This window comes from Nocardia puris (assembly GCF_036051655.1).
Taxonomy (GTDB): domain Bacteria; phylum Actinomycetota; class Actinomycetes; order Mycobacteriales; family Mycobacteriaceae; genus Nocardia; species Nocardia puris.
On record NZ_CP107943.1, the window covers coordinates 8024255 to 8038964 of the forward strand.

The 14710-nt window shown below is 70.8% G+C and carries 15 protein-coding genes, 1 tRNA gene and 1 pseudogene; 12 read left to right on the top strand and 5 right to left on the bottom strand.

The window, feature by feature from the left end; all coding sequences use genetic code 11:
• Window positions 1-25 precede the first annotated feature (25 nt).
• The gene (locus OHB21_RS37185) at window positions 26-1393 is read right to left on the bottom strand and encodes a DUF222 domain-containing protein (RefSeq protein WP_195125962.1); all 1368 of its coding nucleotides are present in this window, start codon (window positions 1391-1393) and stop codon (window positions 26-28) included.
• 123 nt (window positions 1394-1516) lie between these two features.
• Here OHB21_RS37185 and OHB21_RS37190 point away from each other — a divergent pair.
• Window positions 1517-1589, top strand: a tRNA-Ala gene (locus OHB21_RS37190).
• A 121-nt stretch (window positions 1590-1710) separates the two neighbouring features.
• On the opposite strand, the gene OHB21_RS37195 is transcribed toward OHB21_RS37190, so the two are convergent.
• Window positions 1711-2889: a tyrosine-type recombinase/integrase gene (locus OHB21_RS37195; RefSeq protein WP_328436847.1), complete on the bottom strand. Its 1179-nt coding sequence runs from the start codon at window positions 2887-2889 to the stop codon at window positions 1711-1713.
• A gap of 391 nt (window positions 2890-3280) precedes the next feature.
• Here OHB21_RS37195 and OHB21_RS37200 point away from each other — a divergent pair.
• Window positions 3281-3518, top strand: a pseudogene (locus OHB21_RS37200) (IS1634 family transposase); the annotation flags it as partial.
• Here the strand turns inward: OHB21_RS37200 and OHB21_RS37205 are convergent.
• From OHB21_RS37205 to OHB21_RS37210, 3 genes are all read right to left on the bottom strand, one after another.
• The gene (locus OHB21_RS37205; RefSeq protein WP_328436849.1) at window positions 3508-4083 is read right to left on the bottom strand and encodes a phage integrase central domain-containing protein; all 576 of its coding nucleotides are present in this window, start codon (window positions 4081-4083) and stop codon (window positions 3508-3510) included. The pseudogene OHB21_RS37200 and the gene OHB21_RS37205 sit on opposite strands and share 11 nt — an antisense overlap.
• Window positions 4084-4234: 151 nt before the next feature.
• Window positions 4235-4489 (bottom strand): helix-turn-helix domain-containing protein, encoded by a 255-nt coding sequence (locus OHB21_RS37720; RefSeq protein WP_195142789.1) that lies wholly within the window; start codon window positions 4487-4489, stop codon window positions 4235-4237.
• A gap of 549 nt (window positions 4490-5038) precedes the next feature.
• Window positions 5039-5785, bottom strand: coding sequence for a helix-turn-helix domain-containing protein (locus OHB21_RS37210; RefSeq protein WP_195142910.1), 747 nt, complete (start codon window positions 5783-5785; stop codon window positions 5039-5041).
• Window positions 5786-6504: 719 nt separating this feature from the next.
• Between OHB21_RS37210 and OHB21_RS37215 the strand changes: the two genes are divergently transcribed.
• From OHB21_RS37215 to OHB21_RS37260, 10 genes are all read left to right on the top strand, one after another.
• Window positions 6505-7389 (top strand): hypothetical protein, encoded by an 885-nt coding sequence (locus OHB21_RS37215; RefSeq protein ID WP_195142909.1) that lies wholly within the window; start codon window positions 6505-6507, stop codon window positions 7387-7389.
• Between the two features lie 20 nt (window positions 7390-7409).
• The gene (locus OHB21_RS37220) at window positions 7410-8645 is read left to right on the top strand and encodes a cutinase family protein (protein ID WP_328436852.1); all 1236 of its coding nucleotides are present in this window, start codon (window positions 7410-7412) and stop codon (window positions 8643-8645) included.
• A complete protein-coding gene (locus OHB21_RS37225) occupies window positions 8642-9811 on the top strand; it encodes a lipase family protein (protein ID WP_328435325.1) in 1170 nt (389 codons plus the stop codon). Before OHB21_RS37220 ends, OHB21_RS37225 begins: the two co-directional genes overlap by 4 nt.
• Window positions 9808-11304, top strand: coding sequence for a cutinase family protein (locus OHB21_RS37230; RefSeq protein WP_328435324.1), 1497 nt, complete (start codon window positions 9808-9810; stop codon window positions 11302-11304). The genes OHB21_RS37225 and OHB21_RS37230 overlap by 4 nt, the downstream gene beginning before the upstream one ends.
• 106 nt (window positions 11305-11410) lie before the next feature.
• Window positions 11411-12175, top strand: coding sequence for a hypothetical protein (locus tag OHB21_RS37235; RefSeq protein WP_195142906.1), 765 nt, complete (start codon window positions 11411-11413; stop codon window positions 12173-12175).
• Window positions 12172-12798, top strand: coding sequence for a hypothetical protein (locus OHB21_RS37240; RefSeq protein ID WP_195142905.1), 627 nt, complete (start codon window positions 12172-12174; stop codon window positions 12796-12798). The genes OHB21_RS37235 and OHB21_RS37240 overlap by 4 nt, the downstream gene beginning before the upstream one ends.
• Window positions 12795-13097 carry a hypothetical protein gene (locus OHB21_RS37245; RefSeq protein ID WP_195142904.1) on the top strand — a complete coding sequence of 101 codons (303 nt, stop codon included), beginning with the start codon at window positions 12795-12797 and terminating at the stop codon, window positions 13095-13097. Before OHB21_RS37240 ends, OHB21_RS37245 begins: the two co-directional genes overlap by 4 nt.
• A 68-nt stretch (window positions 13098-13165) precedes the next feature.
• The gene (locus OHB21_RS37250; protein WP_328435323.1) at window positions 13166-13843 is read left to right on the top strand and encodes an alpha/beta fold hydrolase; all 678 of its coding nucleotides are present in this window, start codon (window positions 13166-13168) and stop codon (window positions 13841-13843) included.
• A complete protein-coding gene (locus OHB21_RS37255) occupies window positions 13840-14061 on the top strand; it encodes a hypothetical protein (protein WP_195142902.1) in 222 nt (73 codons plus the stop codon). The genes OHB21_RS37250 and OHB21_RS37255 overlap by 4 nt, the downstream gene beginning before the upstream one ends.
• Window positions 14058-14693, top strand: coding sequence for a hypothetical protein (locus OHB21_RS37260; protein ID WP_195142901.1), 636 nt, complete (start codon window positions 14058-14060; stop codon window positions 14691-14693). Before OHB21_RS37255 ends, OHB21_RS37260 begins: the two co-directional genes overlap by 4 nt.
• The last annotated feature ends 17 nt before the right edge of the window (window positions 14694-14710 follow it).

The following is a 14710-nucleotide window of genomic DNA, read 5'->3' on the forward strand; positions in this document are numbered from 1 at the left end:
GCGGTTTCGCCACCGGATCAGGGCTTCACGCACCCTCTGTTTCCGGGATGTCGTCCTCCGGTGCGATGCGCGCGAGTTGCGGGTGGACCGGGACGTGGTTCGCGAGGGGATACAGCAGCTCGTCAGCGGTGGGCCGGAGCCGCGACGGCTCGTAATCATCTGTGGTGAACCGATTTTCGATCGGCGGGAGGGCGATATCCGTGTTCGGGAAGAGATACCGTGCCCCCTCCCGACGCGAGGTGTGGATCTCACCGTCGGGTGCGGTCCACTGCAACCGATCCGGATCCGCCTCCCACACTCGCCAACGCTGCTTCCCCTTGTCCGCCAACACTTTCAGCCTCCGATGCCGCACGCACAGCGTGAGGAACGAAGTGCGTCCGCGAACGACCTCGGCGGCCGCGGCCGGGACCGTACAGCCCGGGAATCGGCACACTCCGTCGACAGCCCGCGCCGCGTCTTCGGTCGACTCGTCGCGCTCGCGGACGATGCGGAAGCGCGCGCGTTCGGCGATCTCGCGGGCGAGGTCGGCATCGATAGGCCCGTAGCCGGCGAGAAAGGCAGGCGCATCACGCATATCGAACAGCGTGTCCGCGGGGATGCCGATTTGAATGAGCGGTTCGCGCGGCTCCGCTTCCGGCACAGCCGATTTCGGGCACCGCCCACCACGCCCGCACCGACAGCGCAACCGCCCCGACCCGTCCGCCAGCGCCACCAGCGCGTCGGCCCGCCGCTGCGGCATGGTCCGCGGATCCGCCGAGCACACCTGAAGACCCAACTCCCGCAACCGCATCGCCACCGTCTGCGCACCGGGCGCGGGAAGTATGCCGTCGAACACCGCCAAACCGTCCTGGACGGCCCGGATACGCACGTCCCGATCGTCCTGCCTGCGCTCCCGGCGGCGCCTGGTGCCCGCCGGGTCGATCCGGTGCACCCAGCGGCGCGCCGCCTGCCGCAACCGGGCGGGATTCGTGCGGCCGGCCGCGTCGAGCAGTCGCGGCTCGAGCACGTCCACCACCTCGCGTGCCAGCGCCCGCGTGCTGTCGACGATCACCCGCACCTTCGCCAGATCGATCCGGCCCGCCGCGAACGCCGCCCGCGTGCGCGGCAACGACTCCTCCAACGCCAGCCCGATATCGATCAGCGCCCCCACCGTCCCCTCGTCCACGAACAGCGCGACCGCCACCTCCGCCGCCGCGAACTCCCCCGCCCGCACCCCGCCGGGCCCCGGTTCCGCACTCTCCGCCCGATGCCGCCGATACAGCTCGCGCACCGCGAACACCTCCGCGGCCTGCGCGGCCGCCGCCGCCCCGTGAGCCTCCCGCAGCGCCTCGATCAACGCTTCGTCGCTCAACGCCCCGAAGTCCCCGGCCACCCGTCGATCTCGATCGAACATATGTTCGAATATACCGCCCAGTTCACCACCCCGCCACCCCCATTTCCAGGCGATTTGGCCCCTGACCTCCGCGTGGTGTAACTTTCATCAGGCGCGAGGGAAACCTCGCCAACATCTGAACAAGGGGCTATGGCGCAGCTGGTAGCGCACCACACTGGCAGTGTGGGGGTCAGGGGTTCGAGTCCCCTTAGCTCCACTCCATTTATGCAGGTCAGGACCGGTATTTGTACCGGTCCTTTTTCCTGTTTCACGGCCAGTGTGCCAAGAATGTGCCAACGGGCGGGAGAACACTGGATTCTCGACCAGCCCGGGCGGTCCTAGACTGCCTTCTCGGTACCGCCGAACATCGCCGATGCGGCGGCGGTCAGTCCTTCGTCGTACACGCGGTTGTAGACGGTGGTGGTCATCCGCACGTCGTGCCCGTGCCAGGCGGCCACCGTGGACGCCGGAATGTTCGCGTGGAGCATCACCGACACGGAGGTGTGCCGCAGGTTGCGCAGCGTGATCCGGGGAAGCCCCGCCGCGATACGGATGCGGTGGAACCACCCGGTGAACGTCCGGGGCAAGACCGCCTTGCCATCCGCCGTCGAGCACACGTGCGCGTCGTCGTCCCACGGCAGACCGAGCGCAAAACGTTCGCGCTTGTGCTTGGTCTTCAGCTCCCGCAAGGCCGTAGCCGCGTCGGCGGGCAGCGGAAGGGTACGGCGTGAGCGCTCCGTCTTGGGCTCGTCTACGGCGTGCTCCGAGCCGTCCACCTCCACGTGCGACTGCTCGACCGACAGCGTGCCGCGCATCAAGTCGATATCGGACCAGCGCAGCCCGCACACCTCCGAGCGGCGCAGCCCGTAGGTCGCGAGCAGGAACACCGCGTACAGCCGATCGCCCTTGGCCTCGGCCGCGAAGGCGTGCACCTGCTCCCTGGTCCACACGTCGGCGGAGGTCACCTTGCCGGGCCGCTGCCGGGGTGCCTGGACGTACTCGGCAGGGTCGCGCGAAACAAGCCCCTGCCGGGCGGCGTACTCGGTGACCTGCTGGAGCAACACGAGCGCCAGGCGGACCGTGGCCGGAGCCAGCGGCTTGCCCTTCATCGAACCGGCCTCCAGCATCGTGGACACCCATTCGTCCACGTGCGCCTGACGCAACGCCTGAATCCTCATCTCGCCCAGATCGCGCGTGACGTACTTCAACGAGTCCCGGTAGTTGCGCAGCGTGTTTGCCCGAATGTCTCGACGGGAAGCAAGCCACTCGTCGGCGACCTGCTTCACCGTGAGGTCGGTCCTGCCGACGAACCGCCCGGCGGCCACCTCCGCACTGATGCGGCGGTATTCGCGCCGCGCCTCCGTCTTGGTGCCGTAGGTGAACCGCTGCCGGATGCGGGAACCGTCTGGCCGCGCACCGATGTCGATCTGAAACGTGTAGGTCACGGTTCCGTTCTTGGCCGTGCGTGTGTCGATCGGCTCGGCGCGTCTGGCGCGCCTGGCCGTGGTGTCGGACATAGTTGATCTCCGTTCTCTCACAAGACCGAGGCCGAGCTCGGGATTCTGCTGGCGCAAGCCCGTGGCTTGCTAGAAGACGCTGCGCAGGCGGTGGCTGGAGCTGGGGGTCGAGCCCGCCGCGCGGGTCACCGCGCTCGTGGGTCGGGTGAAGACGGCCCGAAGCGGTCGAAGCCGACGACGGCATGCTGTTCGATTCCGGTGGCGCTGCGGGGCGGCCCGCCGAGATGGTGGCGGCGGGCCGGGTGACCGGCACGAGTTCACAGATATTGTTCGAGGCATTGGCCGGGGTGTATGACTCGCTGGGGTTCGACACGGTGGCCGATACCGTGTTCCGGGACTTGGTGATCGCCCGGGTCGTGGAACGACCAGCTTGCCGTCGTCGGCTTCGGCCGCCCGGCCCAGGTTCCACCGCAACCCGCGACGCGATCGAGGCATACCTGACCATCGTGTTCACCGCCCTGGCCGTCGCCCGCACCGGCGCAAGCATCCGCGCGATCGTGCGGCAACTCCGCGTCCTGCGCAGCGCCACCATCGCCATCAACGGGACCGAGCAGACCTTCCCACCAGCCATCGACCCCGAACAGCAGGCCCTCCTCGACACCCTCGCCACCGACAACGTCAGGCACTAACCGAATGAGCCAACTCGGGGGGCCGCTGCCGAGGAGCTTGGACGTACTCGGCAGGGTCGCGCGAAACAAGCCCCTGCCGGGCGGCGTACTCGGTGACCTGCTGGAGCAACACGAGCGCCAGGCGGACCGTGGCCGGAGCCAGCGGCTTGCCCTTCATCGAACCGGCCTCCAGCATCGTGGACACCCATTCGTCCACGTGCGCCTGACGCAACGCCTGAATCCTCATCTCGCCCAGATCGCGCGTGACGTACTTCAACGAGTCCCGGTAGTTGCGCAGCGTGTTTGCCCGAATGTCTCGACGGGAAGCAAGCCACTCGTCGGCGACCTGCTTCACCGTGAGGTCGGTCCTGCCGACGAACCGCCCGGCGGCCACCTCCGCACTGATGCGGCGGTATTCGCGCCGCGCCTCCGTCTTGGTGCCGTAGGTGAACCGCTGCCGGATGCGGGAACCGTCTGGCCGCGCACCGATGCCGATCTGAAACGTGTAGGTCACGGTTCCGTTCTCGGCCGTGCGTGTGTCGATCGGCTCGGCGCGTCTGGCGCGCCTGGCCGTGGTGTCGGACATAGTTGATCTCCGTTCTCTCACAAGGGTTCCCGGGCAGGCTGCTGCACAGCCGACGCTCGTCCCCGGCCCGGCGATTGACAGCTGAATCGAACGATCGACGTATGCACCGTCGTCGCAGGAGCGCAAGCGATTCAGTGGTTCGCGCTCAGGGTCAGTCGCCGTGCCCATCGGCGTCCGGCAAAGAGCCGTGATCCGCGGATGGCTGGCCGAGCGCGAGTTGTTCGCGAAGCCACCGTGATGGGATGCGCACTCGGCGGCCTATGCGAATCGAGGGCACTTCGCCTGACGCGATCGCCGAGTAGGCGGTCGACCGACCGATTCCGATGAGTACCGCGAAGTCGTCGACCGATACTGTGGGCTGAGCGTGAAGTCGATGGAGCGCCTCCCGTACGGCCGAGCCGGTCATCGGTCACCGTCTTCGAGACCTTTGGTCGTGACATGGCATTCCGCTAGCAACAGATCCGCCCGAGATGTACTGTTGGCTAGCAGATTAGGCGGCGGGGGGGCGCAAGTATGCGATCGGGACATCCGAATCTCCTCCAGTTCCGGCGGATTCTCGTCCCTTCCCTCCATCGAACCTGAATAAATCGATGCGCGCCACTAGGATTTTCAGCCAGCCGCTGTCATGCGAATCGCAGAACCCAATTCGGCATGTTGATTACGGGTGCTCTGGTTGAGCAAGTTGTAAACGCGACTGAGCACGGGGCAGTCCAGCCAACAGCCAGACCGCAGGCGCAAGCGCGCGCTAGGTGCGGATCCATCTTTTTCGGTCGCTATCCCTTAAATTCTCTGCGCGCTGCGCGAGCGCAAACACGTCAGGGGCCGCGAATCGGGCTGCGCGGAAGGGCCAGCGGCGCCGGCCATGAGAAACAAGGCCCGCGGTCCTGGGTGTACTCGTCACAGTTGCCGGCAGGGGACTGCCTCGAACGAACGGGGCGCGCCCAATCCAGCTGGACTATGCTGCCGCCAGGTGGTTCGGGTAGCCGGTGATGAGCCGGATTGCGTCTGTCCCGGGGATTTCGGTGTGGTGCAGGCTGATGGCCCATACCGAATCTGCGTCGTCGCGGAGGTGGACGACGTCGGATGGCGATCGCGCGTAGCTGAGGTCGGCGGTGGTGTGGTGTATCCAACGGCGCTGGAACTCCTGGATTTCCATCATGCGCAGGAGATAGGTCGTTGCTGCGGGTACGTCTCGCCAGCGTGCGAGCTGGCTGCGGAGGCTGGAGACGGCGTGGTCTGCTTCGTGCTCCCAGTAGGGGAGTCGTTCGCGTGCTGCGGGGTTGCGGAAGACCCAGTCTCCGATGTTGTCCCCGGGAGCGAGTGGCACGAAGCGCCGAAAGTATTCGTTGGCATCCACGACGTTGCATAGAGGGTCGATGTAGTAGGCGATGACGCGGCGGGTGTCGAGGTCGGCGAGCCTGTCCGGCAGATCGTGGGGGAGCAGGGTTCGCAGTTGCGAGGGCGATCCGAGCTGTCGGCGGGCCGGTGCGCGTAGCTCACGGAGGAAGCGGGCCGTGGGGTGGGACAGCTCGTAGACTCTGATGAGGTGTTCGAGTACTTCCTCGCTCGGTGTGCGTGTGCCACGCTCGATTTGGGTCAGATGCGAGTAGGACAGGCCGGCGATCACGGCGGCTTGGACTGTGCTGATGTCGCGCTCGGAGCGGAGCCGCTTGAGGTAGGAGCCGAGTGTTGGAAGCTCCACTGCGGTGGAGCCTGGGGTGCGGTGAGGTTTCCTGGGTACGGGCCCAGGTGTCCGGGACATGCTTACCCCCCTTTCAGGGTCTTCCTTTGCGGGTATCGCGATGGATACGATGAAATGTTGCCCCCGAGTTCGTGGTTTCGGTTCTACCAGAACGGGTAAGGGTCGGCAAGCGGCAGGCGGGTGCCGCCCGAGATTTGCTGGGACGCAGAGTGTGTCAGCGTTCCACGGCGCGGCCGCGCACCGACCGGCACCCCATCGCGCACGGGATTGGTGCCACGTCACCGACGGCTGCCGGACGTATCGGATGCGACATCGTCGGTGCAGCAAGATTTTTCGCTCGACACATTGAGTGTCAGACCCAGCAGGGCGGCGAGTTCAGCGCACAGTTCATGCGCGACACTTCATGTGCATCACAATCTGTGCAAGCGAGATCACTAGCGCGGCAGCGTTTTTCGGGATTCGATGGGTGTCGGTAATGCACCTGACCCGAAAGGACATGGACACATGGATCCCTTCACGATCCTGAATCTGGTGAACGCCGGTCTCGGCGTTTTGAGTCACGGCCTGTTCATCGTGACGCAGATTCTCGGCCTGGTCTGACCAGGACCTTTCTTTCCCCTGGCCGGCCGTGCGCCTGCGTGGCCGGCCAGGGTTCCCGAGCCGCCGGGCGAGTTCGGTGGCGGCGATTTCACTCATCTTTGTTTGGGGGTTGTTTCAGCATGCCCGAAATACGAAATGCGCGGTCGCAGACCATGCGTCGGCGTGGCTATCGGCAGTGCGGTCGTGTGCTGGTGGTGGCCGGTCTGGTGCCGGTCGCGGCGATCGCGACGTTGAGGTCACCGGCGGCGGCGTCGACCGAGGTGGCGGCCGCGATCGCGGACCAGCCCGGTGTGACGGGCCCGGCGCAGCCGGGAACCACACCACCTCCCCCACCGCCACCTCCCCCACCGCCGGAGCCGCCCGCTGCGGAGCCGCCGGTGTATTACGAGCAGCCGCCACAGGTGCGCAACGAGGCTCCGGTGCGTCCGGCGCCGGAGCCCGCACCGGTGGAGCCGCTGCGGGTGCAGGATCTGCATCTGCCCGAGCCGGTGCCGCCGGTGGCGCCGATTGAGCCGCCCCCCAACACGATTCGTGTCGGGCAGTGGCAGGCGGAGTCGCCGCCGTGGCTGCCCGTGGAAGTGCGCGACACCATCAACGACGTGGCGGCGGGCGCGGAGGCGCATGTCGCGACGGCGCTGGATTCGATCGGGGTGCCGGCGGGGCGGTCGGATCGGGTCTCGGGCGCGACAATGGCCGGAGCGGCGGTCGGTGGCGCGATCGGCGCGGTGGGCGCGGGCGCCCCGGCCGCGGCGGTGGGCGCGGTGATCGGCGGCGCGATCGGCGGGACCATCGGCGGGATCGCCGGTGCGGCGCTGGGCACGATGGTGCCGGTCCCGGTGCTCGGGACGGTGACCAGCGGTGTCGCGGGCACCGCGCTGGGGGCGGCCGCGGGCGCGGCGGCGGGTGCCGCGGTGCTCGGTGGGCCGGTCGCGGTCATCGGCGCGGCGGCCGCGGGCACGGTGGGCGCCGGTTTCGGTGCGGGCGTGGGGGTCGGGCAACCGTGACCGCCACACCCTCTACTGTCGTGTCACCTCGTCGGCGGGTACGCCGCACCGTGTCGGCGGCGCTGGCCGCGGCGAGCGTGACCACCGCCGTGTACGGCACCGCTTCTACGGCAGCGCAGGCGGCACCGGGGTGTGCGGTGTTGGCGGTGATCGGTGTGCAGGGCACGGGCCAGTCGAGTCCGGGCGCGGACCCGACCGCCGACACCGGCGTGGTCGGCGCGCTGCTGGGACCGGTGGTGGCCGCGGCACCGGATCTGGTGTCACGCACATACATCGGCTACCAGGCGGGTTTCGGCGGTGTGGTGCCCGGCGGCGGGCCCGCCCCCTACGCCGAGTCGGTCGCCGAAGCGGCCGGTGGGGTGCGCGCGGCGCTGGCCGATATCGCCGCCCGCTGCCCGCAGACGCGGTTCGCCGGGGTCGGCTATTCCCAAGGCGCGCAAGCCTGGTCGGAGGTCGCACGCGAGATCGGCGCGAGCCGGGGACCGGTCCCGGCCGATCGAATCGCGGGCATCGCACTCTACAGCTCGCCGGATCGGGCGCCGGGATCCCCGGTGATCCCGGGCCGGCCCGGACAAACGACCCCGGATCCGGCGCCGGGCACCACGGGAGCCGCGGTGGCCGGGGTCACGATCGGGTCCGCGCCCGCCGGAGGGAGTGGAATCGCTTCGAGCGCAGCGGATTACGGTGCGCTCACCGGGCGTGTGGTCGATATCTGTGTCGAGGGCGATCTGGCGTGCTCGGCGCCGGACCGGGCCCTGGCGTTGCGGCTGGGCGCGCAACTGATCGCGCAAGCCGATCTCACCAACCCGGTGGCCGCGCTGGGCACGATCGGGAGCTTGCTGTCGGCGGCACTGGGCGAAGCGTGGACCACGGTGCTGCTCAACGATTTCCACCTCGGACCGGCCGGTGTGGACTACGTGCCGGGGGTGCCGTTGTCGCGGCGGCTGCTCGATGCCGCCGACCCCCGCATCCCCGCACCGTCGGCGCACGAGCACGACGCCGCGGGCGCGCGGTGGGGCGAAATCGTCGCGGTGATCGGCGCGGACCCGCTCGCACGGGTGCCGCGGCTGGCCGGCCAACTGGCCGCCGCGTGGACGCAGCTGGCCGCGGACAACGCGGACCTGCTCAACCCGGCGGTGTGGCTGCGGTTCGCCGACCTCGTCGCCCGCCACAACAACTACGCGGCGACCGGGCAATTGACCTCGGGCACGCAGTGGCTGATCGCCCTGGCCCACGACCTCGGGACACAACGATGACCAACCCTCTCGATCCCTCCGACATCGACTCCAGCGACATCCACTCCAGTCCCACCTTGCGCAGGGAGTCGGCGGCGCGGGCCGCCGCCGACGCCATGTTCCGCACCGCTCCCGAACTGGCCCCCGACCAGGGCGCCGGGGAGATCCTGCGGGCGCGGCAGGTCCGGGCGCCGCAGCTGGACTGGGTCGATGCCTGGCATCTGCTCTACACCTCGACCTCCTCGACCGAGGCGACGATCGCGGCGTCGGCGACGCTGCTCAGCCCGACCCTGCCCACGCTGATCGGGATGGGCCCAATCCTGTTGTACTGCCCGCAGTTTCGCGGATTCAGCGCGGAGTCCGCGCCGTCGGTGCAGCTGCAGGCCGGGACCGATCCCGACATCGAGCCGGTCCGGACGGCACTGGACCGCGGGTGGACGGTGGTCGTGCCCGACGGGGAAGGGCACGGTGTGCTCGACGCGGGCCCGCACACCTGGCTGGCCGGACGCGCCGCCGCCTACACCGCGCTCGACGCCGTCCGCGCGGCGCGGGCGATGCCCGATGTCGCGTTGACCGACGTGCCGGTGGCGATCTGGGGATACGCCGACGGCGGGCGCACCGCGATCTGGGCGGGCGAGCTGCACACCGACTACGCGCCGGAGGTGCCGCTGGCCGGTGTCGCCGCGGGCGCGCCGGCATTGGATCCGATCACGTTGATCACCGACCTCGACGGCGGGGCGTGGAGCGGGCTCGGGCTGGCCGGGATGATCGGGCTGGGCCAGGCGTACCGGCATCTGCCGCTGGATCATGTGCTGACCGCCGAGGGCCGCGACGCGGTCGCCGACGCCCAAACCCTCGACATCGCCGAACTACTCTCGCGGTATCGGGCGCCGCTGGGCCGCTGGTGCGAGGTGGTCGACCCGTGGTCGACGAGCATGTGGCGCTACGTACTCACCCGGGAGGTCGCCGGCACCGGCACCCCGACAGTGCCGGTGCATCTGTATCACGGGTCGCGCGATTCCCTGATCCGCCCGCAGTCGACCAGGGCGCTGGATGCCGCCTACCGGGCGCGGGGGGTGGCGGTGACCTGGCACGAGCCCTACGCCACCCACCTGCAGGCGGCTGCGGACGCGATCGGTGAGGTCATGACCCGCCTGACCGAGCTGGCCCACCAGGACCGCACATGACCACCACCACAGCCGGTGTGGGCGGGCGAGCGGTGAGCGTCGTGGTCGCGGGAGTCGTTGCGGCAGCAGTGATTCCGGCGGTGGTGTGGGCGGGGCCGACGACCGCGCCGATCGAGCAGCGCTGCCCGCGCCTGTACGCGATCGGGATGCAGGGACCCGGCGACGGGGACGCCTCGGGCCGCAGCGACACCGGCGCGCTGTCGGCGGCGTTCGGGCCGATGCGCGCCGAGGCCGCGAACCTGGCGCAACGTCTGGTGGTGCCGTTCCCGGCCGACGCCCCGGACGGCTACGCCACGGCGGTCGAGGCGGCGGTGGCCGATCTCGAGACCGTCGCGGCGGATGTGCGAGCACGCTGCCCCGCCACCGCCCTCGCCCTGGGCGGCTACGAGCAAGGCGCACAAGCGGTGTCGGAGCTCGCGCGGCGGATCGGCCGCGGGCAGGTCCCCGGGATCGCCGCAGAGGCGGTCGCGGCGGTGGCGTTGATCGCCCACCCCGGACGTGGCCTCGACAGTCCGATCCTGCCGGGCCGTGCCGGGCGCGCCACCCCCGACGCCCCCGACGGCACCTCCGGTGAGCATGTGGCAGCGATCCGGCTGCCTGCCCTGACCGGCACGGGCGGGGGCGGGTTGGACCCGGCCGACACCGACTACGGCGCGCTCGCCGGGCGGGTCGCCGAGATCTGCGCGCCCGCGGACCTGGCCTGCGACACCCCGGCGGGGACGCCGCTGGCGCAGACGATCGCCACCATCCGTGGACGGGCGAACCTGGCCGATCCGATCACCGCGATCGCCTCGATCGCCGAAGCGCTGGCCACGACCCTGCTGTCCACCACGGTCGGCATCGTCACCGAAGACCTGCGCGGCACGAGCCTGGACCAGCTGTCCTACCAACCCCAGATGACGCTGGGCCAGCGCCTGGCCCACGCCTCAGACCCCGCCACCCCGGTACCGGGTCCGGCCGAGGTTGTCGCGGCGCTGGTCCGGCTGGGCACCATCGGGCTGGCCTCGGCCGTGACGGTCGCCCGGCGGGTCCTGACACCGGCCACGATCACCGAACTGGCCGCGGTGGGCCTGACCAACCCGGCCGCCGCACTCGGAATGCTCGCGACCAAAGTCGGGCACGCCATCGTCGCGTTGATCCCGCCCCGCACCGCGATCGGCTGGGTCGCCGACGCGTTCGACGCGATCACCAGCGTGGTCACCGACAACGCCCAGATCGCCGAGCTGTCCACCCGCGCGACCTACAGCGACCCCGTGGGCCGCCGCTCCGGATACGCCGCCACCACCGATACCGGCGAATCCCGCCTGGCCGCGGTGGGTCGATGGTTCGCCGCGGCGGCCCGCGACCTCGACGCCGCACAGCAGGGCAACCCGCCGCAGCCGCCCCGTACCCCCTCGGCCACGAAACCCGCACCCTCGCAACAGAACTCGACCGTCACACCGTCTGCTCCGGTGCCGACGGCCACGACCGGGCCCGGCGCACCGCCGGGCTGAAGACCCCTGCGGAGGTCACCGGCCGCCAGATCGTCCCCTGCACGGCGGCCTCCGCAGGGCCCACCCCACGCACTGCACGCGATTCATGAGAACGGAGGTGACACTCATGGCTGCCGACAGCCCCACCACACCCGACACCGACCCGGCCTGGGGCTGGATCGACGACACCGACGCTACCGTCCACCCCCTCACCCCCGCCGCTCCCGCGCAGCCGCATGACACGCGCACCGGCGACCCGCGACCGGACGCGCCCGCGCCCGCCGACCCGGGATGGGCATGGCTGCACACCGCGCGCCCGCGCCGCGCTTCGGCCGAGGACCGCGGAGCCGGCGTCGGCGTCGGGCGTGGCGGGCGCGCGGTCCTGGCGGTGGCGTTCGCGGCGGCGGTGGCCGCGGTCGCGGTCGGGGGGGTGCTGGTGGTGCGCGCTGGTGAGGTCACCGAGATCGCCGCCCCGTCCCCGACGTCGGCACCGCCACCGTCGTCCTCGGATTCGGTGGCGGTGCCGGACAATCCGGCGTGCGCGGGTATCGACGCGCCGGTGGTCACCGACCGCGCGGGGGAGCCGACCACACCGGCCGGGCTGATCTCGGCGTGGGAACACGCCTACTACACCCTGCGCGACGCGCCCGCCGCCCTCACCCACGTGGACCCCGCGGCGGGGCTCTCGGTCGAGGCGCTCGCCGCCGGGATCGCCTCGATCCCACCCGGCACCCGCTGGTGTGTCGGGATCACCCCGATCGCGGAGTCCGCCGCGCAGGTGCATCTGGCCGAACAACGGCCCGGCGGCGACCGCGTGGATTATCTGCAGCTGATCAACCTGCGCCGCACCGGCAATCGGCTGGTGATCACCAACTTCCAGGCCCGCCCATGACCAGCGCGGTCGTGTCCGTGTCGGCCCGCCGCGACCGATCCCCGATCGTGGCGGTGCCGCCCGTCGAACAGCGCGCCGCGCACCGCGCCGAACCGCTGCCGATCACCGGACCGTATCCGCCGCTGCTGGCGGTGATGGCCGCCCACGGCGGGGCGGGGGCGAGCACGCTGGCGCGCTGGTGGGCCCACGCCGCCGACGCCGGCACCGCCTGGCCCGCCTGCGCGGCGACCACGCAGCGGGTCGTGCTGGCCGCGCGACTGTGCCAGCCCGGCCTGACCGCCGCGGCGACCCGGCTGCGCGAATGGCACGCCGGGCTGGCCCCGGACGGCGTCGAGGTGGCGGCCCTGGTCCTGACCGCGGCCCGCCCCGGCCGGGTCCCCGCCGAGGTCCGCCGCTACCGGCATCTCGTCACCGACCTCATCGATGGGCGCGTCCACGAGATCGGCTGGCACGACGAGCTTCTCGTGCACGACCTCGACGACCTCGCCCCCTACACGCCTCACGACCCGCCGCCCCCGCGGCGAGCCGGAGTGACCCGCGCGGTCCCCGCCGACGTGCACCGCGCCGCCGAAGCGATCACCGCCCAGGTGCTCGCCACCCGAACACCAAGGAGGACACCGTGACCCTCGTGTCGCTGATCGACCCGATCAGCACCCTGGCCCAGACCATCAATATCACCCCCACCCAGCCACCCGGTGCCTTGGGGTTCCTGCGGATCATCGACTACCTCGCGTGGCTGGTCACCCTGGCCGGTGTCGCCGCGATCATCTACGCCGGCGGGCGCTTCGCGTGGGAGCGCTGGGTGGGCGGACAGCTCGAAAGCCCGAAGATCGTCGCCGGCGCACTCGCCGGAGGCGTGGTCGCCGCCACCGCCGGCCCCCTGGTCACCGCCATCAGAAACGCCGCTACCAGCGACGCATGACCCCCGAATCCGCTGATACACAGCCGATCTCGGCACATCCATCCATCCTTCCTTCCGAGGAGTCCGTCATGAACCATGACCACACCACACCCACACCGGTGCGGGTGATCGAACTCGCCGACACCGCCTCGCGGCGCCCGCCCGATGTCACGCTCGTCTACACCTGCGTCGCCGGCGGCGCACCACTGCCGTGGACGGGGGTCGCGCGGCGAGTTCAGCGGATCGGGGGCGTGCGCCAGCTGGCGCTGGACCGGCGCATCGACGCCTCGGTCATGAACGCCGACCCCGCCCGCACCGGTCACGCGCTCGCCGCCGATCTGGACGCCGCCCTGGCGCATGCGTTCGGCGCGGTCGTGCTGGTCACCCACTGCCTGGGCGGCGCGCTGGCAGCGGCCTGGGCCGAACACCATCCACGCCGGGCCGCGATGCTCGACGGGCACGTGATGGTGAACGTGCCCGCCGCCCCCGACCCCGCCCTGGTCGGTGAGGAACTCCTCACGACACTGCGGGCGGTCCCGACGGTGCTGGTCACCGGCATCCAGGATCCGATCGCCGACCCCGCGTCGTGCCACCAGTGGGCCGAGCATCTCTGGGCCGAGGCCGATCTGGTGCCCGGCGGCGGGCACATGCTGCCGATGACCCATCCCGACGAAGTCGCCGCCAGCATCACCCACGTCATCGCCATCGCGCGTGCCGCCCGCGCGCACGCCGCCGACCTCGGTGAGATCCCGGGGGTGGAGTTGTGAATCTGCCTGCCGCGGTGCTGGATCCGATCACGCAGCTGCTGGGGTGGCTGGCCTGGCTGGTCATGCTGGTGTGCATCGGGCGCGTGGTGTGGATCGGCGGGGCGCTGGCGGTGCGCGCCTACCGCGACGAGGCGGTGGAAGGCTTCGCCGGGTCGCTGGTGGGGGCGGTGCTGGTGGGTAGCGCGTCCGGTGTCGCCGGTGCGGTCCTGACCCGATGAGCATCATGTCCGACCTCGCCACCAAGCCGAGCCTGCTGATGATCACGGCGATCGGTATCAGCGGGGCGCTGCTGCTGGTCTGGCTGGCCGGCTGCGACGACCCCGCACCCACCACCTTCCCGGATTCCGGCGCCGACCACCCCACCGGCGTGAGATGGATCGACTACCAGGGCGTCGCGGTGCCGCATGCCGATCAGGGGCCCGGTCGTGTCGAGGGACCGGCCGCGGCCGGGTTCGAGCACAGCCCGCCGGGTGCGGCGCTGGCGGCGATCCACGCGACGGTGCGGATGTCGCTGGCCCCCGATCACGACTGGGTGCGGGTCGGGCAGGCGATGCTCGCACCCGGACCCGGTCGTGACACCTGGGCCGCCGCGCGCGCCCAGCTCCACCTCGAGGTCCCGATCCCCGCGGCGACGGCCCCGCAGATTCTGGGCTACCAGGTCGCGCGCTACCACCGCGACCGTGCCGAGATCGCCGTCTACGTCCGCCACGGCGATGCCTCCCTGACCCGTCAGCTCGCCGTCGTCGTCTGGCTCGGCGAGGACTGGAGACTGCTGCTCCCACCCGAACCGGACGCGGTCGTGTCCGCCGTCGCGACCACCCCGGCCGACACCGTCCGGCTCGGCCGGTAGCGGAAAGGACCTGGGCG